The 25,698-nt window shown below is 45.4% G+C and carries 22 protein-coding genes; 17 read left to right on the top strand and 5 right to left on the bottom strand.

Features of this window, described 5'->3' with window-relative positions:
* Window positions 1-204: 204 nt before the first annotated feature.
* The 9 genes from FEM33_RS16105 to FEM33_RS16065 all read left to right on the top strand — a co-directional run bounded on the left by FEM33_RS16105 (window position 205) and on the right by FEM33_RS16065 (window position 6,952).
* Window positions 205-441, top strand: a complete 237-nt coding sequence (locus FEM33_RS16105; RefSeq protein ID WP_139013032.1) for an acyl carrier protein — start codon at window positions 205-207, stop codon at window positions 439-441.
* A gap of 126 nt (window positions 442-567) precedes the next feature.
* Window positions 568-1,476, top strand: coding sequence for a helix-turn-helix domain-containing protein (locus tag FEM33_RS16100; protein WP_139013031.1), 909 nt, complete (start codon window positions 568-570; stop codon window positions 1,474-1,476).
* Between the two features lie 119 nt (window positions 1,477-1,595).
* Entirely contained in the window at window positions 1,596-2,345 is a 750-nt protein-coding gene (locus FEM33_RS16095; protein ID WP_139013030.1) for an SDR family oxidoreductase, read from the top strand.
* Complete coding sequence (locus FEM33_RS16090) at window positions 2,345-2,608, top strand: Atu4866 domain-containing protein (RefSeq protein ID WP_139013029.1); 264 nt, start codon at window positions 2,345-2,347, stop codon at window positions 2,606-2,608. Before FEM33_RS16095 ends, FEM33_RS16090 begins: the two co-directional genes overlap by 1 nt.
* Window positions 2,609-2,850: 242 nt before the next feature.
* Window positions 2,851-3,972 carry an alpha/beta hydrolase family protein gene (locus tag FEM33_RS16085; protein ID WP_229214269.1) on the top strand — a complete coding sequence of 374 codons (1,122 nt, stop codon included), beginning with the start codon at window positions 2,851-2,853 and terminating at the stop codon, window positions 3,970-3,972.
* 126 nt (window positions 3,973-4,098) lie between these two features.
* Window positions 4,099-5,226 (top strand): AI-2E family transporter, encoded by a 1,128-nt coding sequence (locus tag FEM33_RS16080; protein ID WP_139013028.1) that lies wholly within the window; start codon window positions 4,099-4,101, stop codon window positions 5,224-5,226.
* 208 nt (window positions 5,227-5,434) lie between these two features.
* On the top strand, window positions 5,435-5,644 hold the full coding sequence (locus FEM33_RS16075; protein WP_139013027.1) for a hypothetical protein: 210 nt from the start codon (window positions 5,435-5,437) through the stop codon (window positions 5,642-5,644).
* 133 nt (window positions 5,645-5,777) lie between these two features.
* Complete coding sequence (locus FEM33_RS16070) at window positions 5,778-6,203, top strand: response regulator (RefSeq protein WP_139013026.1); 426 nt, start codon at window positions 5,778-5,780, stop codon at window positions 6,201-6,203.
* Window positions 6,204-6,610: 407 nt separating this feature from the next.
* Complete coding sequence (locus FEM33_RS16065; RefSeq protein WP_139013025.1) at window positions 6,611-6,952, top strand: hypothetical protein; 342 nt, start codon at window positions 6,611-6,613, stop codon at window positions 6,950-6,952.
* A gap of 346 nt (window positions 6,953-7,298) precedes the next feature.
* Here FEM33_RS16065 and FEM33_RS16060 read toward each other — a convergent pair whose 3' ends face one another.
* Complete coding sequence (locus tag FEM33_RS16060) at window positions 7,299-8,135, bottom strand: hypothetical protein (protein WP_139013024.1); 837 nt, start codon at window positions 8,133-8,135, stop codon at window positions 7,299-7,301.
* Between the two features lie 131 nt (window positions 8,136-8,266).
* Between FEM33_RS16060 and FEM33_RS26415 the strand changes: the two genes are divergently transcribed.
* Window positions 8,267-8,437, top strand: a complete 171-nt coding sequence (locus FEM33_RS26415; protein WP_161597155.1) for a hypothetical protein — start codon at window positions 8,267-8,269, stop codon at window positions 8,435-8,437.
* Between the two features lie 195 nt (window positions 8,438-8,632).
* On the opposite strand, the gene FEM33_RS16055 is transcribed toward FEM33_RS26415, so the two are convergent.
* Both FEM33_RS16055 and FEM33_RS16050 read right to left on the bottom strand, forming a co-directional pair.
* The gene (locus FEM33_RS16055; RefSeq protein ID WP_139013023.1) at window positions 8,633-9,922 is read right to left on the bottom strand and encodes a serine hydrolase domain-containing protein; all 1,290 of its coding nucleotides are present in this window, start codon (window positions 9,920-9,922) and stop codon (window positions 8,633-8,635) included.
* A gap of 141 nt (window positions 9,923-10,063) precedes the next feature.
* The gene (locus FEM33_RS16050; RefSeq protein WP_139013022.1) at window positions 10,064-10,603 is read right to left on the bottom strand and encodes a pyridoxamine 5'-phosphate oxidase family protein; all 540 of its coding nucleotides are present in this window, start codon (window positions 10,601-10,603) and stop codon (window positions 10,064-10,066) included.
* A 234-nt stretch (window positions 10,604-10,837) separates the two neighbouring features.
* Here FEM33_RS16050 and FEM33_RS16045 point away from each other — a divergent pair, with 234 nt between their 5' ends.
* From FEM33_RS16045 to FEM33_RS16020, 6 genes are all read left to right on the top strand, one after another.
* Window positions 10,838-11,392 (top strand): RNA polymerase sigma factor, encoded by a 555-nt coding sequence (locus FEM33_RS16045; protein WP_139013021.1) that lies wholly within the window; start codon window positions 10,838-10,840, stop codon window positions 11,390-11,392.
* Window positions 11,393-11,415: 23 nt separating this feature from the next.
* Entirely contained in the window at window positions 11,416-12,420 is a 1,005-nt protein-coding gene (locus FEM33_RS16040; RefSeq protein WP_139013020.1) for a FecR family protein, read from the top strand.
* A gap of 80 nt (window positions 12,421-12,500) precedes the next feature.
* Entirely contained in the window at window positions 12,501-15,923 is a 3,423-nt protein-coding gene (locus FEM33_RS16035) for a TonB-dependent receptor (RefSeq protein WP_139013019.1), read from the top strand.
* A gap of 37 nt (window positions 15,924-15,960) precedes the next feature.
* Complete coding sequence (locus tag FEM33_RS16030) at window positions 15,961-17,403, top strand: RagB/SusD family nutrient uptake outer membrane protein (RefSeq protein ID WP_139013018.1); 1,443 nt, start codon at window positions 15,961-15,963, stop codon at window positions 17,401-17,403.
* Window positions 17,404-17,568: 165 nt separating this feature from the next.
* Window positions 17,569-17,991 (top strand): hypothetical protein, encoded by a 423-nt coding sequence (locus FEM33_RS16025; RefSeq protein WP_139013017.1) that lies wholly within the window; start codon window positions 17,569-17,571, stop codon window positions 17,989-17,991.
* Window positions 17,992-18,005: 14 nt separating this feature from the next.
* Complete coding sequence (locus FEM33_RS16020) at window positions 18,006-21,536, top strand: VCBS repeat-containing protein (protein ID WP_139013016.1); 3,531 nt, start codon at window positions 18,006-18,008, stop codon at window positions 21,534-21,536.
* 374 nt (window positions 21,537-21,910) lie between these two features.
* Here FEM33_RS16020 and FEM33_RS16015 read toward each other — a convergent pair whose 3' ends face one another.
* Complete coding sequence (locus FEM33_RS16015) at window positions 21,911-22,750, bottom strand: MOSC domain-containing protein (RefSeq protein ID WP_139013015.1); 840 nt, start codon at window positions 22,748-22,750, stop codon at window positions 21,911-21,913.
* A 121-nt stretch (window positions 22,751-22,871) separates the two neighbouring features.
* Here FEM33_RS16015 and FEM33_RS16010 point away from each other — a divergent pair, with 121 nt between their 5' ends.
* A complete protein-coding gene (locus FEM33_RS16010) occupies window positions 22,872-24,593 on the top strand; it encodes an FAD/NAD(P)-binding protein (protein ID WP_139013014.1) in 1,722 nt (573 codons plus the stop codon).
* A 255-nt stretch (window positions 24,594-24,848) separates the two neighbouring features.
* On the opposite strand, the gene FEM33_RS16005 is transcribed toward FEM33_RS16010, so the two are convergent.
* Window positions 24,849-25,562 (bottom strand): DUF5694 domain-containing protein, encoded by a 714-nt coding sequence (locus FEM33_RS16005; protein ID WP_139013013.1) that lies wholly within the window; start codon window positions 25,560-25,562, stop codon window positions 24,849-24,851.
* Window positions 25,563-25,698 lie beyond the last annotated feature (136 nt).

Below are 25,698 nucleotides of genomic sequence, written 5' to 3'. Positions count from 1 at the left end.
AAGCCCATTCCGGCAAAGTTAAAAAATCATAAAATCTGCGTTGGACTGACACGTTTCCCGTATTTCCGCAGTACTTATGTACAGAAATCAGACAGCTTTGCTTTGAGGCTGTTTTTTGTCCATCATCTTTAACAAACAATTCGGGTCCGGGCTATGCAGTGAAATTCTACTGGAAATAACTCCATTTTACCAAACGGAATTCATATGAATGAGCAGCTTCTGGCCTTGTTGGCGGCCAACTCCGGTTTACCTTTTCACGCAATTACCGCAGATGCACATCTTGAACGCGATCTTGGTCTGGACAGTCTGGATACCGTGGATCTGGTTATTGATATCGAAGACCGGTTTCACATCACGATCCCGGACGAAGATTATCTGCAGCTTCAGACCGTAAGGCAGTTCTGCGATTATCTGCAGTTTAAAGTCGCAGCCAAAGCCTGAAAGCGCTTTTTTTTTCTGAATCCTGCAAAAGCGAGGAAACTTGCCGGATTCCTGAGAGCCGTCACGGGAACGGTCGTTGCTGAATTTTGTTATTTTTGTTCTAACCAAAAAGCAAACGGCTGTACAATGGAAAAAACGGAAAGGATCGAGGATTTTTACCTGAAAAAACTGAATGCAGTACCGGAAAACCTGAAAAAGGAAATCGGGCATTTCAATATTTTCCGGAACCATGATTTTGTCGGGCCGGACGCCAGGGAAGTTCCTTACAACAGAAAAGAATATTATAAAATCGCGCTGATCATCGGCCGCAACCGGTTTTCGTATGCCGATAAAATCATTGAAGTAAACGACGCCGCCTTATTGTTTGCCAACCCGCTGGTTCCTTATAAATGGGAACCTTTGGAAATGCAGCAGGACGGTTGTTTCTGTGTTTTTACGGATGCATTCTTTTCCAATTTCGGAAATATAAAGGATTACCCCGTTTTTCAGCTTGGCGCAGATCCGGTTTATCCGCTGAACCAAGCGGAATTGGAAGAACTCCGATCCGTTTTTGAGAACATATTTACCGAAATAAATTCCGGATATGCGTACAAGTATGATCTGATCAGGACCCTGGTGCTGCAACTAGTTCACAAAGCCATTAAAATGAAGCCGGCCGAGGCAACTTCCGCTCAGGACAGCAATGCCAATGCGCGTATTTCTTCGTTGTTTTCGGACCTGCTCGAACGCCAGTTTCCCATTGAGTCCAGTGAAAACAGGATGCAGCTGAGAAATCCGGCCGACTTTGCAACGCATCTTTCCATTCATACGAATCATCTGAACCGCGCATTGAAGTCGGTTACGGGAAAAACCACTTCGGAGTTCATTGCCGAACGGATTATGCAGGAAGCCATGATCCTGCTGAAATACACGGACTGGAATATTTCCGAAATCGGTTATTGTCTGGGCTTTGAAGAGCCATCGCATTTTATCTCTTTTTTCAAGAAAACGGTAAACCAGACGCCCGGAATCTTCCGTAAAACGGCTGTTGCTTGATTTTTCACATTTTTGGTTTGATCTCGGCAATCTGGAAAAAACGGCTTTTCTGACATTTGCAACACAAAAAATGCAAATAACAGAACCAAAATTTCTAAGCTGATTATCAAAACTTAATTATGAACAATTCAGGAATAAAAGGAAAAGTAGTGGCCATTACAGGCGCAAGCAGCGGCATCGGAGAAGCTATTGCACGTTATCTGGCCAAAGAGGGAGCAAAAGTAATTTTAGGAGCCAGGCGAACAGAAAAACTGGAACAAATAGTAAAAGGCATTCAAAATGCAGGCGGTGAAGCGGCGTTTACTTCACTGGACGTAACGCAGCCCGATGATGCAAAGAAATTCGTACAGTTTGCAAGGGATACGTTCGGTGATCTGGATGTGATGGTAAATAATGCCGGCCTGATGCCGCTTTCTTACATCAATGCCTATAAAATTGACGAATGGCACCGCATGATCGATGTGAACATCAAAGGTGTTCTGCATGGGATTGCGGCTGCGCTGCCCGTATTTGAAGCTAAAAACAGCGGACAGTTTGTGAACATTACATCCGTTGGCGACCGCTGGGTGGGGCCGACTTCCGTTGTTTACAGCGCCACCAAATTTGCCGTTCGTGCCATTTCGGACGGACTGCGGCAGGAAGTGGGCAGAAACATCCGTGTGACGCTTGTGGCACCCGGCGCAACGGAATCCGAGCTGGCGGAAACCATTTCGGACCCTTCGCTGAAAAAACAGGCTGTGGAACAGTTTCGGCTTGACCTGCTGCCCGCAGAAGCAATTGCGCGCGCAGTGGCATTCGCCGTATCGCAGCCGGATGATGTGGATGTGAATGAACTGGTCGTTCGTCCGACGGCACAAAAAAACATATAATGGCAAACAATCCTGAAAACAGCTTCATTGGCATGTGGGTAACTGCCGATGGCTATATCCGGCAGGAATTGCTGCCGGGCGGTCGTTATGACGAGCAGCGCGGTGCCAGAAAAAGTGCCTATACCGGCCGTTACGAAATCAGCGGCACGCATATCGAATACTGGGATGATACCGGATTTACAGCCGACGGCGACTTTGAAGGAGAAAATATCCTGCATCACGGCGGCTACGTATTCTATCGGGAAGGAACTAAGATCAATTAAGCCCGCTTGTTTTGAAACGGACGAAATGGTCTGCTGGAATTTAAAAGTATTCTTTCTGAGCTTGTCCTGAAATTTACCGGATTTGCAGCCGGAGTAATTCCTGTTATCGGGATTGCTCCGGTTTTCTTGTATAAAATCAAATTGCTTTTATTTAACAGATTTTAGGATAATTTTCTGATAATGAATCAATTTAATTCAGCTATTTTTATTTGAGGATTCCTGCAACTGCTAAAATCTCTGATGTGAAAAAGACAGCTATACTTCTGATCGTTTCTTTGTTTATTGCCTCAGTGATCATGCTGACTTTCTGGCTGGACAAGCCGCAGAAACGATCACAGGAACCACAGGAACCCTATCCGTATCACAGCGAAAACGTAACATTTGAAAATACTACGGCAAAAATCACGCTTGCAGGAACATTGACTTTACCTTCCAAAAAAGGAAATTTTCCGGTTGTCATCCTGATAAGCGGCAGCGGCCCTCAAAACAGGGATGAAGAAATACTTGGTCACAAACCTTTCCTTGTTATTTCGGATTATCTGACCAGAAAGGGAATTGCCGTTCTGAGATTTGATGACAGAGGTTGCGGCAAATCGACGGGGAATTTCATGATAGCAACTTCGGAGGATTTCGCTACGGATGTAAGCAGTGCAATTGATTATCTGAAAACAAGAAAGGAAATCAATAAAGAAAAAATAGGTCTTGCCGGGCACAGCGAAGGCGGAATCATTGCGCCGATGATCGCTTCAAAGTCGGAAGACGTCCGTTTTATGGTTTTACTGGCGGCACCTGCGATTCCGCTGCGGAAAATGATGTTGATTCAGAGTGAACTGATTGCAAGAGCGTTCGGTGTTCCTGAAAATGAAATTGTGACGCTGAAAACCATCAATTCGGATATTTATGAAATGATATCGGTTTCAGAAGGTACGGCTACGCTTAAAGCGGATCTTACCCGCTATGCAGCAAATGAGAAGGTAAAGAATGTTCCGGTGCAATTATTACCGCCGGGTACGAGCAGAGAACAGTACATTGCCGCCCAGATTTCCATGCTTTCGTCCCAATGGGCACAATACCTGTTCAGATATGATCCCGCCACTGCACTGGAAAAAGTGAAATGTCCCGTGCTTGCGTTGAACGGAGCAAAGGATCTGCAGGTAACATCCAAAGACAATTTACCCGCGATACGCAATGCACTGATCAAAGGTGGAAATGAAAAAGTTACCGTCAAGGAATTTCCACGGCTGAACCATCTTTTTCAAGAATGTGAAACCGGTTCGCCGGCTGAATACAAGGTGATTGAACAGACTTTTTCACCTGAGGCATTGTCTGAAATGTCAGACTGGATCTTGAAAAAGGTGAATTAATTCCCGGTTTGACCTCTAAATAAATAGACAACATCATTATTTTTTGAACAGAACGTTTACAGGTATAATCCGGCATGATTATGTTATGCATCCGGTATACCGTATATTAATCCCGTTAACAATCCGATGATCCGTTCTGTACCATTTTACACGCGACTTGCCCAGGTCCTGATCAGTATAATTTGCCTCGTTTACATCGCTGTAATCGGCCAGTCCCTGCTGGCTCCGCTGATTTTTGCACTTCTGTTTTCATTGCTGCTGCTTCCTTTCGCAACGTTTCTTGAATACCGTCTGCATTTTCCGCGGGCACTATCCTCGATGACCGCTCTGCTGAGTTTGATTGTTGGTATCGCTGCCGTTTTTACGATTCTTGGTGCCCAGTTAACTGCACTCGCGCAGGACTGGCCTGCATTTAAAGAGCAAGTTCTGGATACTACGAAAAGTCTGCAGAACTGGATAGAAGTTACTTTTCATGTAGACAGCAAGGAGCAGATGAATTATATCAACGGCTCTGCAACAAAGGCCGTCAATACCGGTACGACGCTGATCGGAAATACGCTGCTGTCCGTTTCGTCGATTTTGCTGTCAATGCTTTTTATATTTCTGTATACTTTTTTCATACTGCTTCACCGGAGACTGCTGCTGCGTTTTATAGTTGCGCTGTTTGAGCAGCACAGCGTGATCGTTTACGATATCGTAAGCCAGATTCAGTATATCGTAAAAAAATACATTGTCGGGCTTTTTCTCCAGATGCTGCTGGTGACCGGGCTTACGTGCGTTGCTTTCTGGGCGATAGGTGTGAAATACGCATTCCTTCTCGGATTGATCACCGGCATATTGAACCTGATTCCGTACATCGGAATCCTGACTGCTTTGCTGCTGGCCAGTCTGATCACTTTTGCAACGGCGGGTACCGGCCAGGTTCTTTTTGTACTACTTGCCCTTGTCGGGATTCACCTTGTGGACAGCAATTACATTATGCCGAAAATCGTAGGCTCCAAAGTAAAGATCAATACACTGATCGCGCTGATCGGGCTTGTACTGGGCGAAATGATCTGGGGAATCACAGGCATGTTTCTGTCGATTCCGATTATTGCCATTTTCAAGGTTATTTTCGACAGAGTGGAAGGGCTTAATCCGTGGGGAATATTACTGGGGGAAGATGAAAGTCAGCCTCATTCCAAATCGGCCATCAAGGAAGTGATGCAGGATGAAGAAAACCTGGGTCAAAAGGCCAATCTGGATGTTCCCTGAACTTCTGGATAAGAAAGGATCATATTAAAAGCATGTTCAGCGAAATCGTGGAATTTTCAACAGCATCAGGCTTTATGCCTGATGCTGTCTGTTTATGTAGACTAATTCACCAAAAATAGATTTATTTCTACAAAATAATTCTATTTAGCAATTGTTAGTTCGTATAAATACATGTAATTTAGCTATGAAAACATGTTTAAACAGTAAAATGATTGAAATAAAAGTATACAGCAAAATCAAGGATTTAACTAATGGCTACGAATTTGTTGCTAATGCTTGCGATGAAGTGAAACCCGGTGCATTTTTCCGGCATGAGGGTTATGATTATCTGATAACTTCGGAACCGGTAACCATAGAGAACCAGACAGATGGAACAGATTTTGCCGAGATAACCTTTAAAGCGGTCAGGCTGGGCTGATTTATATGATGGTTTTGGTTATATAAACGGCCATTTATCCTGCAAATTTGGAATCTTTCAAAACGGGATCAATCAGATGTCTAATCGCCCGTTCTAACATAAAAGAATAGCGAATACCGCTTATCAGGATTATATGTCACATTCAGGACCCATTTTTTTAGTTGAAGACGATGAAGACGATCAACTGCTCATTACGCAAGCATTACGGGAAATAGGAATTACAAACCGTGTGCTTTTTTTTCAGGACGGAATTCAGGTGATTGAATACCTTGGATCCAGTCACGAACAGCCGTTTCTGATTATCTGCGACATCAACCTGCCTTTAATGAACGGAATAGAAATCAGAAATTACATAGAAAATTCACCGCTTCTGAAAGAAAGGGCAGTGCCTTTCCTGTTTTTTACAACATCGGACCACAGCAAGACAGTTCAGGAAGCATTTAAAACAACGGTTCAAGGATATTTTGTAAAATCCAGTAACTATCCGAAGCTCAAAGAGGACTTGTCTATAATACTGAAATACTGGCAGTTATGCCTGTTGCCCGGATTTATGCGGTAATAATCATATCTCAAATTCTGCTTAGAAAAACGGCCCTGAACATGAAGGTCCGTTTTTTTATGCCCGTGCTGTTTGGGTCACCGTTCGGACCCATTTTTTTCCGTTCAAGAATACGGCTGCCAATAGCTAAACGGTCTGTTTCAAACGTTTTCTCAGCCAAAGCTATTTTGTGTAATGCAGCTGAACCGGCTATTTCCCGCAGGTTTTGCCGGATGGCTCTGCCCGGATTGTAAATTTTTGTTAACTACTTGACATTTACCATAATTATCCCTAACATTGATATTATTTTCAACATCAGAATGATATTTACAATATCAAGCCTGTTTTGAACGTAAATTATAATCTGTATAATTTTTTTGTCAGTTACAATGACACTTTGCAATATGAAAACTAGTGAAGAAAAAAGAATGATATTGAATTCAAGCGGGTTTGTGGTCAGGATCAATGAAGACGGGATTAATGAAACTGCATTGCAGCAGCTGATTTTAAGTCTGGAAATAATCTGTAACGTTCCGATCCTGATTTTTCAGTTTCCAAAGCCTCATCCGATTATAATGATGCCGGTTGAGTTAACAAAAGATGCTGTTTTTGATGATAACGAACAACTGCGAATCAGGCTGGAAGTAGGAGGCAGGACGAATGGATGTATAAAGGAAATTCTTCTCAGTGAACCGGACAGCAACAAGATCCGGCAATGCCAGTTGAATTTGCCAGGACAGCTTAATTTCACAAGAGCCAAAGCTGCATAGTGGTTTGCTTTGGTCCTGTGTCTTCACAGGATCAGGTACAACTTAATTTGATCATTTATGGATAGTAAAAAACTCAACGTCAGGGAATTCTGCTAGGATCACAAAGCCATTTGATTTAAGATTTCAGATTCCGAATGAGAGTAGTGACAGGTAAGTTTGTAAGGAAATTGCAGGGAATAAATTTGTGTAAGTCGCTCGGCAAATATGATACATAGAAGAATACTAAACTAGGATTAAAAAAAAGTAACCAACGAGCAAATCACAGAGCAATTACTTATGAAACGACCTTCTTAAATTGCATAAGAAGGTCGTTTTGCATTATTCAGTTTAAACAAAACTGACAAAATCATTTTTTCACGTGAACAACATTACCATAAACAATACTGCCGTCCTGTAAAATCAAGTAAGAGCGGAAGTAAAGTTCTGTGTAGTTGAAATTGATCTTTTGTAAATAACCACTTTTTTTCAAGTAAGAACCTTTGCTTCCATTTCTCCAGTCAATTACTATCCTTTTGTCCAAAATTGTAGGTGTATCTTTTATTTTATCAGAATCTTTCTCCTTATAACTTACAACAAAACCAACTTCTTGTCCTGGAATTTGGCCCTGTTCTGTAAGTGAAAGATGTAGCGATCCATCAGCAACGTATGAGTTAGTAGTTAATTTCCAAGGTGTTATATTAGCAGGAAGAGATAAACCAGATTGATGAAATACATTACCATAAATAACTTTGTCTTTTAGTATCAAAACCGTCCTAAAATAAATTTCAGTAAATGCAAATGGCTCTAATATGCTAACAGGTCCAATTTCTAAGTATCCAGATGGATAATCAACAAAATCCTTTAAAAAGTAAAACCTTACTGAAGGATCAGTATCATAACGAGGATCAGGATTAATAGGAGTATCATTAGTAACTCGAGAACTTACAAGAAAGCCAACGATACCTATATCTCCATCATCATTAGGATCAATTTGATGCGTAAAATCAACCTGATCAACATTTCCTTGCAGATACAATTTATCTCCTTCCTGTTTCACACCCGTAGTAGAAACCTTGAATTCATTGGTAACCGGTGTTCCGGGATCCGGATTTTCCGGCTCGGGTATCGTATGGTCCTGCAATGAACAGCTGCTGCCCAGAAGTGCCAGAAGAATGCAAAATACTTTTACGGAATGTTTTAACATAGCTCAAATAATTTGATTAGCGTTTTAAGTTTTTACAAAAAACACTTACCCATTTTGCTTCTGCAAGCAAGGCATTCAGGCAATCAGCAAGCGGCAGGTTTTGGTTATCCTTCGGTATTTAACCGGTGCCTTTGCAGGCTTGGAAACCGAAACAGAAGAGGTCAGTACTTTTGCTGGAAATCGGGATTTCTAAGATTAATACGGGTGCTTTCGATCATTTCAATCTCACCGGCGGGCCGAATGGCATTGTGTTTATTGTTGATGCCGGCGCAACGCTGTTATTTGCCGCAAAGCTGCATTAGGAAACGGATAGATTTTCCGAGATTCCGCTATTTGCCGACCCGGGTGCATAGCCAAGCCTGCCGGAATCCGTACGGACCGGAATAGTATCTGACAGAAAAAATGCCTGATCGGCCATTTCAGCAGACAACGATTTCAGAACAGAAATCTTTGTCTGCCATGCATCGGATTTTTTTCTGGTTACTCCACAAATTCAATCAGGGTTCCAGAACGGACTGATAAACAAGTACTTTGAATTTGTCCTGCATTTCTCCCCAAACGTTGCTCGGATATTTCTGGGTCATTAGTAAAGCCACGATTTTGTCTTTCGGATCTGCCCAGTAAGTAGTTCCGAATATGCCGCCCCAGTCGAAAGAACCGGCCGGAACCGGAATGCGTGCTGCTTCCTTTTCGGTAGTGATGGCAAATCCCAGCCCGAATTTTTTGTTTCCCATATTCACATCTCCGATCTGGTTCTGAGTCATCAGGTTAACAATGGCAGGGCTTAAAATCCGCTTTCCGTTATACTGTCCGCCGTTGATGAAAGTCTGCAAAAAGATGGCATAGTCGTAAGCTGTTGAAGAAAGTCCCGCTCCGCCTGCGTAAAAAGTCCCGTTTTGCTTTGGATAATCGGTGTTGAAATCCGGCCTGTTTTCAGCCTTGATCATTTTTCCTTCTTTATCTTGCGTGTAGAGTCTGGCAAGACGGTTTTTTTTATTTTCAGGCAGGTAAAAGTAAGTGTCTGTCATGCCGAGCGGTTCAAAAATACGTTCCCTTAGAAAAGTATCCAGTGACTTGCCGGACAATACTTCCACAAGGTAACCCAGCACATCCGAATTCAGACCGTACGTAAATTTTTCGCCCGGCTCATGCACCAGCGGCAATTTTCCCAGACGTGTAATTACATCGGAAAGTTTATAATCCGGCGTTCCTATTCCGCTTGGAATATTGTTTTTGGCGTAAATGGCATTGGCTTCCGGCGAGCCGATCATGGCATAACTGATGCCCGAAGTATGCGTAAGCAACTGACGGATTGTAATTTCCCGTTTTGCAGGTTTTACGGTATAGCTGGAATCTGCTTCATTAAATTTCTCAATGATCTGCGGATTTTTAAACGACGGAATATATTTCGAAATCGGATCGTCCAGCAGGAATTTGCCTTCTTCGTACAGCATCATGACGGCCGTGCTCGTAATGGCTTTTGTCTGCGAGGCAATGCGGAAAATCGCGTCTTTTTTCAGGGGCGTTTTAGCGTCCGTGTCATCATTGCCAAAGCCTTTGTAGTAAACGATTTTTCCGTTTCTGACTACAATTCCGACGGCGCCGGCAATTTCTTTTTTATCGACATATTGCTGCAAAACGGCATCAATGCGTCTGAGTCTTTCACTGCTCATGCCGGCACTTTCGGCAGATGCTTCGGTCAGAAACTGGGCAAATACGAAATGTGAAGAAAGTAAAAAGACAAAAAGAGGGGCAATCCAGCGGAAAACAGTAAAAGTTCGGAACATTGCAAGCCAAATCTTAAGGTGAAAATGGCCGGCAAAATACTATAAATTATTTACGGTTCCAGAACGGGAAGAAGCATTTGATTTTAAACTGCACGGATACACCGGGCATGGCCTGATTTTATCCATGCAGTCCTGATTTTTTTACGGGTTGATCAGTTTGCCCTCAATGGAATCATCGAGCGTTTTGCCTACAACGGCACCGACTACGGTTTTGGCAAATGCAATGGCATTGCCGTGTTTGTTGTCCCAGTAATATCCTTCTTTTGCTTCTACTTTTACAACGGTAATCCGCGGATCATCTTCACCTTCTGTAAACCAGGCTTTCAGGATCGGCTCCCAGAGTTCTTTGATCATGGCTTTGTCTTTGGAAATCGATGCATGGCCGTATACGCTCAGGAAATCGGAATGTGCGGAACCCTGAAACAGTAAATGAACGCCCGGGTCCTGTGAAATATCGGCATTCTTGGTGCTGTCGTCTGAACTCAGAAACCAGAAGTTTCCGTCTTCGTCCACTTTTCTTACCGACATCGGTCTTACTTTCAGCGGTTGCCCGGTTGTTATTTTCGTGCAGAAATAACAGGTATCTGCATTTTCCGTCAGTTCTTTGATTTTTTTTCCTGCCTCCTGGCCGGATAGATCTTCATGGTTTTTCTCTGGCTGTTGTTGATTGATGCTGTCCATATCTGGCGTTTTGGGGATTTGATGAATTACAGTTGGTATGAAAACAAAGATCGTTCCAGCAGCATGCCGGAAGGATGCAAATCCTTCTCCAGAAACCCATTTGAAAATTAACTTTTGATTAAATCTGCATTCCGGATTTTCCCGTAAATTATTTTTAAGAAATTTTATAAATTGTTTAGGGTTTGCCCCTGGATAATTGACTATACATTAATTCCCCTGATACCGAGGCATCCGATGAGTAAGTCTTTAACCGATGAACAACTGGTTACGCAGCTTCATGAAAGCAGCAAACGTGCTTTTGAGGAGATATATGAGCGTTACTGGTACAAGCTGTTCTGTATTTCCTATCATCAGGTTGGCTCGCGGGAAGAAGCGGAAGAACTTGTCCATGACATTTTCGAAAGCCTTTGGAACCGGCGGCAGGAATCCGGCATACGAAATCTGAATACATATCTGGTCATATCCATGAAATACCGGATCGCCAATTTTATAAAATCGCGGATTACCTGGAGGAAATACCGGGAATATCTCATTTTGAACAAGATACAGGAAAATTATGCAACGGATGAAATTGTGGATTTTTCAGATTTGTCCAAGGCGATTGATCAGGTCATGAGCCGCCTTCCTGAAAAGACAAGCAGGATTTTCCAGCTCAGCCGGTTTGAGCACCAGTCGGTGAAGGCCATTGCCGAAGAGCTCAACATTTCGGAAAAAGCCGTGGAGTACCATATTACAAAATCCCTCAAAGCGCTGAAAGACGGCCTTTGGATGTATCAATCCAGTAACTGAAAACAGGAACACACTTGCGCGCCATGAACGGTTTTGAATATAATTTGCTGGTTGAAAAATATTTGTCTGGAACTGTGACGCTGGAAGAAGAGGCCATGCTGGAAAAGTATCTGGAAGAAAACCCTGTTGACTCGCCGGAAGTGCTGCCGTATGAAAAAGCGGAAATCGGCAATAGAATAAAGAGAAGACTGTTTGCCAATACGATCCGGAAACCGCTCCGGCCCATGTATTTCCAGATGCTTGCAGCGGCAGTCTTTTTGATCATTTCAGGATTGGTTCTGTATTTTGTTCGGGATAAAAACAGCTACATGACGGCGGCAAAAGCTGCTTTAAGCGACAAAAATGAAGCCTTTGAAGTGAAAAACACGTCCAGAAAACCGCAGCGCGTTACGCTGGAAGACGGCAGTGAAATCATTCTTCAACCCAACAGCAGACTTGGTTATCCCGAACATTTCGGTGACCGAAAAAGAATCGTTTATCTCAAAGGAGAAGCATTTTTCAAGGTTAAACGAAATCCGGCCAAACCGTTTGTTGTTTCTACGGACAATCTTGCCACGCAGGTTCTGGGTACCAGTTTTAATGTAAGGTCACATGCCGGCTCGGTGGAAGTTCAGGTAGCAACCGGGAAGGTTTCGGTTTATGAAGTCGGCGAAAGCCATGCCGCCAGCAAGAACGGTGTAATCCTGACCCCCAATCAGAAGATCATTTTTGACAAGGCTTCCAGAAAAATGGAGCTCGGGATCGTGAAAAACCCCTTGATGCTGAAAACAGCGGCTCTCACGCCTGCATTCAACTTTACGGAAGTGCCGGTTGCAGAAATCATGGAAACGCTGGAAAGTACTTACGGAATCAACATTGTAGTGGAAGGCGACATGCTTAAAAACTGCCTTTTTACCGGAGACCTGAACGATTTGTCCATGTTCCAGCAATTGCAGCTCATTTGCAAATCTGTGAATGTGGAATATGAGGAGCGCGGAACTTCCGTATTTGTTTTCGGAGAAGGATGCCCGGAAAAGCAAGTAAACTGATTAATAGCCGGATATGAATTATTTAAATGTAAAATGCAGTATGTTCTCAAAATTATTATTTCACAAATAACCCACTGATTATGCATCAAAGAATACCCGTGAAAAGGGTTGTTTCCAAGGTTTTGAACACGATGGTCAAACAACTTTTATTGATTATGATCTGTTGCGGCATTTCCATGGCGCACGGCGTGTATAGTCAGGAGTTACTGAACAAGGAAATTTCCCTGAAAGTGGAATCCATGGACATACGTCAGGTACTCAGGCAGATCGAAAAGCAGGCCGATGTGAAATTCGTGTACAGTACCAACAGCATTCAGGGAAAAAGCACGGTAAATGTAAAATACGTTCACGGCTCGCTCAACAAAGTACTCGACCAGCTTCTTGCGCCGATGAACGTTTCGTACGAGGTCGTGGGCAGCACGCGCATCCTGCTGAGGAAAAAAAGTGAACAGCAGAAAACCGTTCCTGCCGGCCTGTCGGCCATGCAGAACATTCCGGATCGTGTCATTAAAGGCAAAGTCGTTGACGACAAAGGCGAAGGCTTGCCCGGCGTGAATGTACTGGTTACCGGCAGCCAGACAGGAACTTCCACGGACCAGAACGGACAGTATACCTTGTCGGTGCCGGAAGGAAATGTGGTTCTGAGGTTTTCTTTTATCGGTTTTGTAAGTCAGGATGCAACCGTCGGAAACAGTTCGGTTATTGATGTTACGCTGGTGCCCGATGTCAACTCTTTGAGCGAAGTAGTGGTTGTCGGTTACGGAACGCAGGAAAAAAAGGACGTTACCGGCGCCGTTTCTTCGGTAAAAGGGGCTGATTTTCAGAATTTGCCATCAGGCGGCGCGCAGCAGGCACTTCAGGGAAGAGCGGCCGGCGTAAATATCATCCGCAATGGCGGTGCGCCCGGCGATGCAGGCTCCATTCAGATCCGTGGGTTTGGAACGGTAAACAATGCCGATCCGCTTGTCGTCATTGACGGTGTTCCTGCCGGTTCCATGAACGATGTGAACCCCAATGACATCGAATCCATCGAAATCCTGAAAGATGCTTCTGCTTCCGCCATTTACGGAACGCGTGCGGCAAACGGTGTAATCATCATTACAACCAAACGCGGCTCTTTCGACAACCCGATCGGGCTGACGGTGAATGGCTATGCCGGGGTTACCAACCGGATCAAAACGCTGGATGTACTGGATGCGCCTTCGTTGTCGGCTTTAAAAAGAGAAGCTTACGAAAATGACGGCCTTCCCGTTCCGGCCATCTGGCAGGACCCGCAGTATCAGACGCAGAAAACCAACTGGCAGGAAGAGCTGCTGCAGCAGGGTGTTACGCAGAACTACGATGCAGCTATTCGGGGCGGGGGCAAATATTCTTCTTTTTCGATTTCCGGCGGCTATTACAATGAAAAAGGGATTATCGGAAAATCCTATTACAAAAGGTATACATTCCGCGTCAATTCGGATCACAAGATTGGTTCCAGGCTGAAAATAGGGCAGAACCTGCAATTCACCAATACACATAACACGGCACCCAATACAACTTCTTCACAAACCGGGCTTTTGTGGAGCGCCATCCGTTTTCATCCCGGACTGCCTGTACGGAATGCGGACGGAACTTACAGCTCGACGCAGGGAATCGGAGCTTTCGGCGATATTAACAATCCGGTTTTCACAGTCGATAATCAGGACCAGAACAACATACGCAACCGTTTTCTGGGAAGCCTGACAGGAGAATATGAAATTGCAAAAGGACTCAAATTGCGCGCCAATCTCGCAACCGACGCTACTTTCTCGGAAAATTACAGCTTTGACATCAAGGTTACCGATCAGTTCCGTACCAATTCCTACAATGAACTGAACCTGACACACGGCAAATACTGGTCCTTTCTGCAGGAATATTTTCTTTCCTACGACAAGAAGTTCGGTGCCAGCAGTCTGAGTCTGGTCGGCGGCTACACTTCACAGACTTTCAACAGCATTACCGCAAGGCAGCGCGGCAGGGATTTCCCGAGCGAAGACCCGACACTGCGTTATCTTCAGTATGCCGGAACCATCGTTTCAGTGGCAGGTGAAAACGGAAACCGCAGCTACGATGCATTGGCATCCTGGTTCGGACGTGCCAATTACTCGCTTAAAGACCGTTATCTGTTAACCGCTACGTTCCGTGCGGACGGATCGTCCAAGTTTGCTCCCGGAAACCGCTGGGGCTATTTTCCTGCATTCTCGCTGGGATGGCGCATTTCCGAGGAGGATTTCTTTAAAAACGCATTGCCTGTTTTCAGCAACTTCAAGCTGACGGGCGGCTGGGGACAGCTGGGAAACCAGAATGTTAATTCTCTGCAATATCTCGCTTTGATCAATCCGTCTTACCGCTATGCACTCGGCAGCGGAGGCAATCAGAATTATGTTACGGGCGCGGCACAAAGCAGGCTTGCCAACACGCGCATCGGCTGGGAAACAGCTGAAATGAGCAACTTCGGACTGGAAGCAGGGTTGTGGAAAAACAGCCTTTATTTCTCTTTGAATTACTTTGTCAAAAAAACAAAAGACATGCTGCTGGCGCCGCCTTCGGTGGGTACTATCGGAACTTCCACCATTCCGGACCAGAATATCGGGCAGCTGCTGAACAAAGGTCTTGAAATCGAAGCTTCTTACCGGCATACCGTTGGCGCGGTTACGTTCAACGTAAGCGGAAATGCCACGATGATCAAAAACCGGATTACAAAGCTGGCAACGCCGGGCGGGTTTCTGGCCACGCAGCTTTACGGCCGGGGACAGCAGGAAATCGTCCGTACGTACGAAGGCCAGCCTTACGGTACTTTCTATGGCTACAAAACAAACGGACTTTACCAGAATCAGGGTGAAATCGATTCCGATCCGAACATCGCCAACGATTCCCGCAAAACAGACGGACAGATCAAGCCGGGCGACGTGCGTTTTCTGGACCTTAACAACGACGGAATCGTGGACGATCAGGACCGGACCATTATCGGAAGCCCGCAGCCCAAGATCAATTACGGTTTCAGCGCAGGCGCTGCTTACAAAGGGTTTGACCTGACGGTCTTCTTCGTAGGCGTAGGCGGAAGCAAAATCTACAATGCCGACCGCATGCAGGGACTGGATGCCAGCTATTCCTTCAACTTGTATGCCGAGGAAAATAACCGCTGGAACGGCGAAGGAACAAGCAATACGGTTCCGCGCGTAAGCATCGACAATTCCAACCGCAATTTCCGGCCGTCCGATCTTTTTGTGGAAAAAGGCGATTTTCTCCGTCTGAAAAACTTTACGCTGGGTTACGCGATTCCGAAGTCAGTGACGGACAAAGTGAAGCTTTCCAATGCCCGCTTTTACATCACCGGCCAGAACATCGTAACGTTTACCAAATACAAAGGACTTAACCCGGAACTTGGCTACGTGGGCGATACGGGCAGACAGCTGAACGTCGATTATGCGCAGTATCCGTTGGCCCGTACGTGGACCATAGGCGCAACCTTGTCATTCTAAACGAAAGTTCAGGTTTTTATCAGTTGAAAACATTCCTATGAAAAAGATAATCATACTCGCCGGATATTTATTTCTGGTAACTATAACGGGTTGTAAAGACGATTTACTGGAAAGTACGCCTTACGGACAGGTTACTTCACAGCAATACTGGCGCAACGGCGACGACGTGGTGGCGGCTACAAATGCGGTGTACGCACCGCTGCTGAATGAAGACGGCTTTGCACATACCGAATACACGTTCGATAACTGTTCCGATGACATGATCCGGGCCGGTGACCATTCAGATGAAACTGCATTGGAAATGTTCACGTTCGACCCTTCCAACTCGCATATTCTGGCGACATGGGCGACGAAATATGAAGTGATTTCCAGAGCAAATGCCGTTCTGATCAATGCGCCGAAAGTGAATATGGATGAAACGCTACGCAACCGGAGCATGGGCGAAGCTTATTTTCTAAGAGGTTTCATTTACTGGCGGCTTTCGCTGATCTACGGCGAAGTGCCGATTCTGCTGGAAGAAGATGCTTTGGATCAAAATTACAACAAGCCGAAATCAACGGTCGAGCAGGTTCGTGCGCAGGCTGAATCCGATTTCCTGAAAGCCGCTTCATTGCTGCCGGTTTCGTACGATGCTTCGGAAACGGGAAGGGCTACGCAGGGTTCGGCATACGGTTTTCTGACCAAATTGTACGTTTATCAGGAAAACTGGGCAAAAGCCATTGAAATGAGCGCGAAAGTAACGGGCAATGCAGCTTACAAACTGGCCGGCAGCTACAACGAGAATTTTAGTCTCCCGACAGAAAATAACCCGGAAGTGTTGTTCTCACTGCAATATGAAACGGGCTGGACAACGGACAATTCGCCTACTTTTTACCACACGCCGCAGGCTTTCGGAGGCTGGGGATTTCACGAACCGATCGAAGATCTGGTGAAAGAATTCGAAACCGGCGACCCGCGCCGTTCCTATTCCATTTACAGCCCGGGCGATACAGTCAGGCGCGGTACGCAGGGTACAACGACTTTTACTGCCGATATGACGCGTGTAACCGGTTATTCCTTCAAAAAATATACGGAATTTACCGAATCCGGCGACATGAGCCAAAGCCTTAATGCGCCGTTTCTGCGTTCTTCGGACGTTTACCTGCTGGCGGCGGAAGCTAAAATCCGTTCAGGACAAAACGGAGACGCAGAGCTGAATGCGGTGAGGAAAAGGGCAGGGCTTCCTGCCAAAACGGGTGCGAAAATGGCCGATATCATGCATGAACGCCGCGTAGAACTTTCCGGCGAAAACGAACGTCATCAGGATCTGTTACGCTGGGACAAAGCGGGTTTGATCGATATTGCTGCGCATTATAAAATTCCAAGAGGCCCGTACAAGCCAAGCCGTAATTTCATTAAGCCGAAACATTACTATTTTCCGCTTCCGCAGCGCGAAGTGGATCTGAGCAACGGCGTTCTGGTGCAGAATCCGAATTATTGAAACGGGTGAGATGTTTGCTGTAAAACGTGAAATGTAAAACGTGAAACGTGAAATTTAATTTGTGAGGTGTTATTGATATATTTTCATTCTTCGGCTGTGTTGCAGCCGGAGAATTGTTTTTTATTGTATTGATTAAAATATCGGGCTTAAACCAATTTCTGTTACTTGAAGCAATTACTGATCATATTGACAATGCTGGCCGGACTTACAGGGTGCAATGTGCCGGTGTACATGCAGGAAAAAGAGCTGGAAGGGGTTTGGCGTACGGATTCCATCAACAACTTTGTCAATGGGTTCAGTTTTACCAACAATACTTTTGACGAACACTGGTCTACATTTGAGTATCAGCCGGACGGCATTCTGCTGGAACGGAGAAAGGAAAAATTCAGAAAGTACCGTTACCGTATTCCCGCTTCCGATTCGCTTGTATACGCCGATTCTTCCGGGCAACAGCTGAGCAGTTTTCTGATTCTGAAACTGACGGACAAACAGCTCGTGCTCAAAAAAGCACAGAAACCTTATCTGCCGGGAAAGAATCAGGAATTGTTTGAAGTGCGCTTTTTTACCAAAATTGCTGACGGCAAATAATTGTGAGCAAAAGAATGATCCGGAAGCCGATTTTATTCATCCTCATCGCCATTGTAGCGGCATGCCACAGCAATAAAAAGCAAACATTATTCGAGCGGCTTCCTGCTGAACAGACCGGCGTGCATTTTGCAAACAAATTGCAGGAGAACGATCAGCTTAACATTCTAACTTACGAATATTTCTACAATGGCGGCGGCGTGGGAGCCGGCGATTTCAATAACGACGGGCTTACGGACCTTTTCTTTGCCGGGAACATGACCGGAAGCCCTTTGTACCTTAACCAGACCAAAGGAAAAAACAAGCCGATCCGGTTTGAGGATTTTACAGAAAAGTCAGGTATAAAAGTTCCCGGCGGATGGGCGCGCGGTGTTGCGCTTACGGACATCAATGCAGACGGTTATCTGGATATTTACGTTTGCCGCGCCGGACCCAAACAGGCCGGGCTGCTTTCCAACCTTTTGTTTGTCAATCAAAAAGACAATACATTCAAAGAAGAAGGGAAATCGTACGGGCTGGATTACAGCGGAAATACAACGCAGGCCGCCTTCTTTGACTATGACCGTGACGGCGATCTGGATGTGTATCTCGTTACCAATGTAATGGATTACAGCGGCCCGAACAACATCCGTAAAAAAGCAACAGACGGCTCTTCCGCCAATTCCGACAAACTGTTCAGAAACAACGGTAACAAAACTTTTACGGACGTTTCAAGGGAAGCCAATATTTTGATTGAAGGTTACGGGCTGGGTATTTCCATCGTAGATGTCAATAGTGACGGCTGGCCGGATGTGTATGTTTCTAACGACTATGTTTCCAATGACTTGCTGTATATCAATCAGAAAGACGGAAGTTTCAGGAATGAAATAAAAGACTATTTCCGTCATCAGAGTTACTCGGCCATGGGCAACGATGCTGCAGATATTGACAATGACGGGCTTGTGGATTTCATAACCGTGGATATGCTTCCGGAAGGCAACATACGCCGTAAAAACATGTTCGGGCTGATGAATTACGACCGGCATTTGTCGGAGCTTAAAATGGGATACGAGCCGCAGTTCATGCGGAATACGTTGCAGCATAACAACGGAAACCGTCCGGGCACCCGTCATCCGTTTTTCAGTGAAACCGGTCGGTATGCCGGCATACAGGCTACGGACTGGAGCTGGGCGCCGCTCTTTGCGGATTATGACAACGACGGATTCCGCGATCTGATGATTACGAACGGTTACCCGAAAGACATTACCAACCGCGATTTCGTGATTTACAGAATGGCCGAGCATCAGCAGCAAATGCAGTCGGGAAGCAGGGATAACAGCCGTTTGTCCAAAGCGCTGAAACAAGTGGAAGGAGCGCATATCCCGAACTACTTATTTGGTAATAATCATGACCTTACTTTTTCGGACAAGTCGGCTGAATGGGGCTTTGATATTCCGTCTTTTTCCAACGGAGCCGCTTATGCTGATCTGGATAACGACGGCGATCTTGATCTGGTCATGAACAATATAGATCAGGAAGCATTTATTTACCAGAACCATTCGGACAAGCTTCCGGATCATCATTTCATTAACCTCAAACTGACAGGTACCAAAGAAAACCCGTTTGGTTATGGGGCAAAAGTATGGGTTTACAGTAAAGAGAACACGCAGTATTCGGAGCATTCGCCTTACCGCGGGTATCAGTCTACGGTGGAAAACACACTGCATTTCGGACTTGGCAAAACCACGGTTGTGGATTCGGTACGGATTATCTGGCCGGATGAAAAAACGCAGCTGCTCGTGCATGTAAAAGCGGATCAGTTTTGCAAACTGGATTACAAAGATGCCGCGAAACAGATTCCGAATGCGGTTTTTGACAAAATGGTAAAACCGCTTTTTTCTGAATTGCCGGCAAAGGAAATCCCATTTTTACACCAAGACGAGCTTTATATTGATTTTAAAATACAGCCTTTGCTTCCGCATTTGCTTTCGCAGGACGGGCCGGGCATTGCAGTGGGTGATATCAATGGTGACGGGCTGGAAGATTTTTATATCGGAGGCGCTTTCAATCAGTCGGGCAGCTTTTTTATTCAGAACCGTGACAAGAAATTTATTCCCAAACTGCTGGAAACCGGTCGCAAGTATGAAGAAGATATGGCTCCGCTGCTTTTTGATGCGGATAACGACGGCGACCTGGATTTGTACATTGTCAGCGGCAGCAACGAATTTGAAGCCGGTTCACCGTATTATCAGGACAGACTTTACAAAAATGACGGAAAAGGGAATTTTAAAAAAGACCCTGACGCACTTCCGGCTGTTACGGGCAGCGGCTCCACGGTGAATGCAGCGGATTTTGACAGAGACGGCGACCTGGATCTTTTTGTTGGCGGAAGGCTTTCACCCGGCCAGTACCCGCTTGCCGGTGAAAGCTATATTTTGCGAAATGACAACGGGAAATTTACCGATGCAACTGCTGTGGTTTGTCCGGATATCAGGAACGCAGGAATAGTTACTTCAGCCATATGGAGCGATTTTGACCAGGACGGCTGGACGGACCTGATTGTGACAGGCGAATGGATGCCGGTTATTTTTTTTAAAAACAACAAAGGAAAGCTGGAAAATGTAACGAAAGGTACGGGACTGACTGGCATGCACGGCTGGTGGAACAGCATTGCTTCGGGAGATTTCGACGAAGACGGTGATTTTGACTATGTAGTCGGAAACGTCGGGCTGAATACGGAAGGGCATCCGTCGCAGGACAAGCCGCTGACGTTATTTGCAAAGGATTTTGACAGAAGCGGAACGATGGACCCGGTTCTGTGCCGGTATTTCGGAAATGAACTTTACCCGGTGCACCCGCGTGACGAAATGACGAGCCAGATGAATTTTCTGAAAAAGCGTTTCATCTATTATGCCGATTATTCCAAAGCGGATATCGGCAAAGTGTTTTCAAAGGAAGAATTAAAGGATGCGAAAAAAATGGTTTGTGAAGCCATGCAGTCTGTTCTGATTATCAACAAAGGCAATGGCAAGTTTGAGGTGAAACCGCTTCCGGCTGCGGCTCAATTGGGATCAGTATACGGAATCTGTGCCGCGGATTATAACCATGACGGTCATCTTGATCTTTTGCTTTCCGGAAACACCTATGCAACGGAATCAATCAGCGGAAGGCTGGATGCGTTCAGCGGATTGTTGCTGACCGGAAATGGTAAAGGAGATTTTACTCCTGTCAAGGCTGCTGAAAGCGGATTTCTGGTGGAAGGCGATGGCAAGGGGCTTGCGGAAATTACAACCGGCAAACAGGGCCTGATGATCCTGGCAGCCCAGAACAATGCAGCGCTTCGGTCCTTTGCTGATCAGGTTCCGGCTTCCATGCTTTTGATTGAACCTGAAAGTCATGATGCATGGCTGGAAGCAAGTTATGCCAATGGAAAAACAATGCAATACGAGCTTCATTACGGAACAGGCTATTTGTCGCAATCGACGCGGAAAATCTTTATTCCCAGAAAAGGACTCCGAAATGTGAGGGTAACTGGTTTTAACGGAAAGTCAAGGCCGGTGGGCTTTTAGTTGTGGGCTTTTGTTTGCAGCAAAGGGGTAAATGTGAAATTTTTGTTTTAAGGGAGCAGCCTGATAATCGGAAAGGGAACCCCTTCCGGGGTTGGAATCAATTTTCATGTATAATAAATTTTCTACAAACAGGGGACCGCTCTGCGGTCATTGGTAGCGTTGGAGGAGCAGCCTCATAATTGGAAAGGGAACCACGTCCGGGGTTGATATCAATTTTCATGTATAACAAATTTTCTACAAACAGGGGACCGCTCTGCGGTCATTGCAAACAAGTGACTGCTCTGCGGGCATTGGTAGCTTTGGAAGAGTTATTGGCAGTTGGTTGTATCTCGGTTTTAACGAAAAGCTAACCGCTAAAAGCTAACCGCTAAAAGCTAATCGCCTTTTATCCATTTATAATCCGAAACGATAATCTGATTGCCTTCACGTACGTTTCCGGTCTGCAGTCCGATGAGGTTCTGGCCGAAGAGGACACTGCGTTCGTGCTTTCTGAAAGTTGCAAGGGTTTTTAAAGGTTCGCGGCCTTTGATGCCGGTTTGCTGGTCTACGGTTGTGAGAACACAACGTTCGCATGGCTTAGCCACATGAAATCCCACGTTTCCGATCTGAATATACTTCCATGCATCTTCTGCAAAGGGTTCCGTGCCCGAAACCACGAAATTGGGCCGGAAGCGGTTCATTTCGACAGGCTGCTCCAGTCTGCGGTTCAGCTCATGAAGCGATGCTTCTGAAATGAGCAGATAAGGAAAATCGTCCGCAAAGCTGAGCGTTGTGTCCGGTTCTGCATCCTGCGCGTTCATCCGGCGGTCTGAGGAAGCGGTCATTTCTACAATCCGGACTTTCTTTTCGAGCATTTCGGAAAGCCAGACATCCGCTTCATGACAAACCGTATAGGCTGTAACGGAATCATTCCAGACTTTTACCAGCAAGGCTTCATCCGAAACACGTTTAAAAGGAACCGGAATTTGATTCGACGGATCGGAACGGGATGAAAGCAGCAGGCCGAGATCATGAAAAAATACAGTTATCGTGGCCATTTTCGGATTGGTGCGCTGCGTAAGAAAAATCCCGTTTTCATCCACAATCATCCAACGACGGTCGTATTGCAATCCTTTTTCTTCAGCATAAGATTCTGTAAGACGAATTCCGCCAAGCGATTTTACCGGATAAATCCATATTTCGGTCAGCACTATTGGCACAGAATTAGCATCCATAAGATTAATGAAAATAACAGTATACAAATAAAGCAGCAATGTCGATACGGTAAGCGAGAACAGCAAAAGATTTGGTCTGTGAAACGCTTGCATACCGGCATTGCAGTTACTAAAAAACCTCATGATCATAGAAAAAGTTAAGAAGCGTATCGCTATTCTGGGCGGCGGTCCCAGTGCGCTGTTTATGTACAAAAGAATCGTTGAAGCAAACAGGAATGATCTGGAAGTACATATTTTTGAATCACGGAAAGCGCTCGGCGCCGGAATGCCTTACAGTGCAGAAGGTGCTAACGAAGAGCATGTTACAAATGTTTCCGATAGTGAAATACCGGAAATTGTCACTTCGGTGAAAAAATGGATCCAGACTGTCCCGGACAAGGAGCTGGCGAAGTTCAACGTGAAAAAGAAAGAATTCAACGAAATGAAAGTGCTGCCCCGGCTGCTGTTCGGGCAGTACCTTGCGGCGCAGTTCGATTTACTGCTGGAAAATGCAGGAAATGCCGGCATGGAAACAGTAGTCCATTTTGAAAGTAAAGTTGTGGATATTGCCGATGATCCCGCCTGTGGAAAAGTGAAAATCGAGTTAAGCGGAAAAGGGCATCAGGAGTTCGACTGTGTAATCGTTTGTACAGGGCACAATTGGCCTGTTGAGCATGAAGGTAAAATTTCAGGTTATTTTGATTCGCCGTACCCGCCTTCCAAGCTGAAACTCAAACTGAATCACGCAGTTGCGCTTAAAGGTTCTTCACTGACGGCTATTGATGCCATACGGACTCTTGCGCGCAGCAACGGCAGTTTTCATAAACAGGATAATGGCAGGGTTTCTTATGAGCCGGCTGTCGATAGTCCTGAATTTAAGCTGGTTATGCATTCCGTAGGCGGCCTGCTTCCGGCAGTCCGTTTCCACCTGGAAGAACCGTTGTTATCCGGCGATTCACTGCTCAGCCATAAAGAGATCGAAGAGAACATGGCAGAAAACGGCGGGTTTCTTTCGCTGGATTTTTTGTTTGAAAAAGATTTTAAAGATCGTTTCAGGAAAAAGGACGCCAAATTTTACAATTTCATCAAAGATAAGAACCTGGAAGAATTTGTAGAATCCATGATGGCATACAGGGAACATGCCGAGCCTTTTGCGCTTTTCAAAGCCGAATATCTGGAAGCAGAGCAATCCATTAAAAGGGAAAAATCCATTTACTGGAAAGAAATGCTTGCCGTGCTCAGTTTTGCCATCAATTATCCGGCCAAGTACTTTTCAGCCGAAGACATGCAGCGGCATCAGAAAGTGCTTATGCCGCTGATTTCCATTGTAATTGCTTTTGTTCCGCAAAGCTCATGCGAGGAGCTGCTTGCCTTGCATGATGCGGGAAAGCTGGACATTATTCCGGTGGAACAAGACAGCAATGCAGTGCCTGAAAACAAAGGCGGCGTCACATACCATTATGCCGATGAATCAGATCGTGAGCAGGCAGTATATTACAATACGTTCGTTAATTGTGTCGGTCAGCCGCATTTGTCCTTTGATGCCTTTCCGTTTAAAAGTCTGGTTGCAAACCGTACGGTAAGTCCGGCACAAATCAGGTTCAAGTCGGATGAAGCTGGCAGTACGGAATTGAAACAGGGCAATGAAAAGGTGGTAAAAGATGCGGACGGCGCATTTTACCTTAAAGTTCCTGGCATTACAATCAACGACTATTTTCAGGTTGTAGGCCATGACGGAAAAGCAAACGACCGGGTGTTCATGATGGCGGTTCCTTACATCGGCGGGTACAATCCTGATTATTCGGGACTGGATTTCTGTGAACAGGCATCGGCGAATATTGCGGAATGTATCTTCAAGGTTTAGTAAAAAAGTTGCCGGACTGAGCGTAGTTGAAGCTTATGTCAGTTGTATTTGTTTCAGGCAAATCGTTTCTGCATGATGTTCTTTAACTGCGTTCAGGATGGCGGACAAGGCAAATAGGTCATTCGTGGTCGGGGATTGCCGGTATGTAGTCATTGATTGCCGTTAATTTTCGGAAACGGTCATTGATAGTTGTTATAGGATGATGAGTGGGGTTGAAGTTTGCCGGCGGTTATTTGTGGTTTGTTCTATTTCCATTTATCTGAGGTACTGCGTGGCTTCGATGATTTTGAATGCCGGATCGTCACGGAAAATACTTTGCAGCGAACCGATGTGCGCCTGTCCGATTACAACCAGGATGCGTTTGGACTGCTGCTTCAATTGTGTCGTCACAATGTTTGAATAGATTTTATAATCCCGGTTCTTGAACACGGAAGTCAGTTCGGCGCCAATGTATTTCGGGTTTACAAATGCGGTATCCACCATTGCATCCGGATTGGTAAATTTCCCGTTGGTTACACGCGAAGGCATGATGTAACGCAGATGATGCGTTTTCTGGATAATTTCAGGCTGGTTCAGAAAAAGAATATAATCCCGGATGGAAAGGCTGCCGTCCTGAATTTTTGCAAGTTGCGCCCTGGCCATATTTCTGACCTGCATGCCTTCTTCCTTGTACATATCAATATTCTCGCCATTGCTCAGGATACTTTGTGAAGTTCCGCCGGGTGCATTCACGCCGTATACTTTTTTCAGTTTCAGGTTTTTCGCAAGGTTAAACGCCAGTTGATAGGACTCCGATCTTCCGTCCGGAAGCGTACTTAGCTGCAACTGGTTACTTGCAAACAGATTATAAATGCTGTCCAGCTCCGCCTGTTCTTCGGGCAGCCGCTCAATGGCGATCATATCCGGCTGGAATTTCCGAACCCGTTCCACAAGGGCGGCGATTTCCTTTTGTCTTTGCGGTGAAAGCACATCTGTATTTGCACTGCCCCCAAAAAGTTAGACACTTCTTGGGGGCATTTTTTATGGGTAAAAACAGAAAATTCAGTGTAGAGTTCAGACTAACGATTGTAAATGCTTATCTGAACGGAGATAGTATTAAAGGATT

This window comes from Dyadobacter flavalbus, from assembly GCF_006149045.1.
Lineage (GTDB): Bacteria > Bacteroidota > Bacteroidia > Cytophagales > Spirosomataceae > Dyadobacter > Dyadobacter flavalbus.
The sequence above is the reverse complement of the archived record's forward strand: the minus strand, read 5'-3'. Positions and strand labels throughout refer to the sequence as shown.

Bases quoted from the DNA above. Each gene is read 5' to 3' on its own strand.
- FEM33_RS16060 (WP_139013024.1), bottom strand. From the start codon at position 8,135: ATGTTAAAACATTCCGTAAAAGTATTTTGCATTCTTCTGGCACTTCTG.
- FEM33_RS16090 (WP_139013029.1), top strand. From the start codon at position 2,345: ATGGCAAACAATCCTGAAAACAGCTTCATTGGCATGTGGGTAACTGCC.
- FEM33_RS16055 (WP_139013023.1), bottom strand. From the start codon at position 9,922: ATGTTCCGAACTTTTACTGTTTTCCGCTGGATTGCCCCTCTTTTTGTC.
- FEM33_RS16100 (WP_139013031.1), top strand. From the start codon at position 568: ATGGAAAAAACGGAAAGGATCGAGGATTTTTACCTGAAAAAACTGAAT.
- FEM33_RS16070 (WP_139013026.1), top strand. From the start codon at position 5,778: ATGTCACATTCAGGACCCATTTTTTTAGTTGAAGACGATGAAGACGAT.
- FEM33_RS16045 (WP_139013021.1), top strand. From the start codon at position 10,838: ATGAGTAAGTCTTTAACCGATGAACAACTGGTTACGCAGCTTCATGAA.
- FEM33_RS16050 (WP_139013022.1), bottom strand. From the start codon at position 10,603: ATGGACAGCATCAATCAACAACAGCCAGAGAAAAACCATGAAGATCTA.
- FEM33_RS16015 (WP_139013015.1), bottom strand. From the start codon at position 22,750: ATGGATGCTAATTCTGTGCCAATAGTGCTGACCGAAATATGGATTTAT.
- FEM33_RS16095 (WP_139013030.1), top strand. From the start codon at position 1,596: ATGAACAATTCAGGAATAAAAGGAAAAGTAGTGGCCATTACAGGCGCA.
- FEM33_RS16020 (WP_139013016.1), top strand. From the start codon at position 18,006: ATGATCCGGAAGCCGATTTTATTCATCCTCATCGCCATTGTAGCGGCA.
- FEM33_RS16035 (WP_139013019.1), top strand. From the start codon at position 12,501: ATGCATCAAAGAATACCCGTGAAAAGGGTTGTTTCCAAGGTTTTGAAC.
- FEM33_RS16040 (WP_139013020.1), top strand. From the start codon at position 11,416: ATGAACGGTTTTGAATATAATTTGCTGGTTGAAAAATATTTGTCTGGA.
- FEM33_RS16030 (WP_139013018.1), top strand. From the start codon at position 15,961: ATGAAAAAGATAATCATACTCGCCGGATATTTATTTCTGGTAACTATA.
- FEM33_RS16065 (WP_139013025.1), top strand. From the start codon at position 6,611: ATGATATTGAATTCAAGCGGGTTTGTGGTCAGGATCAATGAAGACGGG.
- FEM33_RS16080 (WP_139013028.1), top strand. From the start codon at position 4,099: ATGATCCGTTCTGTACCATTTTACACGCGACTTGCCCAGGTCCTGATC.
- FEM33_RS16075 (WP_139013027.1), top strand. From the start codon at position 5,435: ATGATTGAAATAAAAGTATACAGCAAAATCAAGGATTTAACTAATGGC.
- FEM33_RS16010 (WP_139013014.1), top strand. From the start codon at position 22,872: ATGATCATAGAAAAAGTTAAGAAGCGTATCGCTATTCTGGGCGGCGGT.
- FEM33_RS16105 (WP_139013032.1), top strand. From the start codon at position 205: ATGAATGAGCAGCTTCTGGCCTTGTTGGCGGCCAACTCCGGTTTACCT.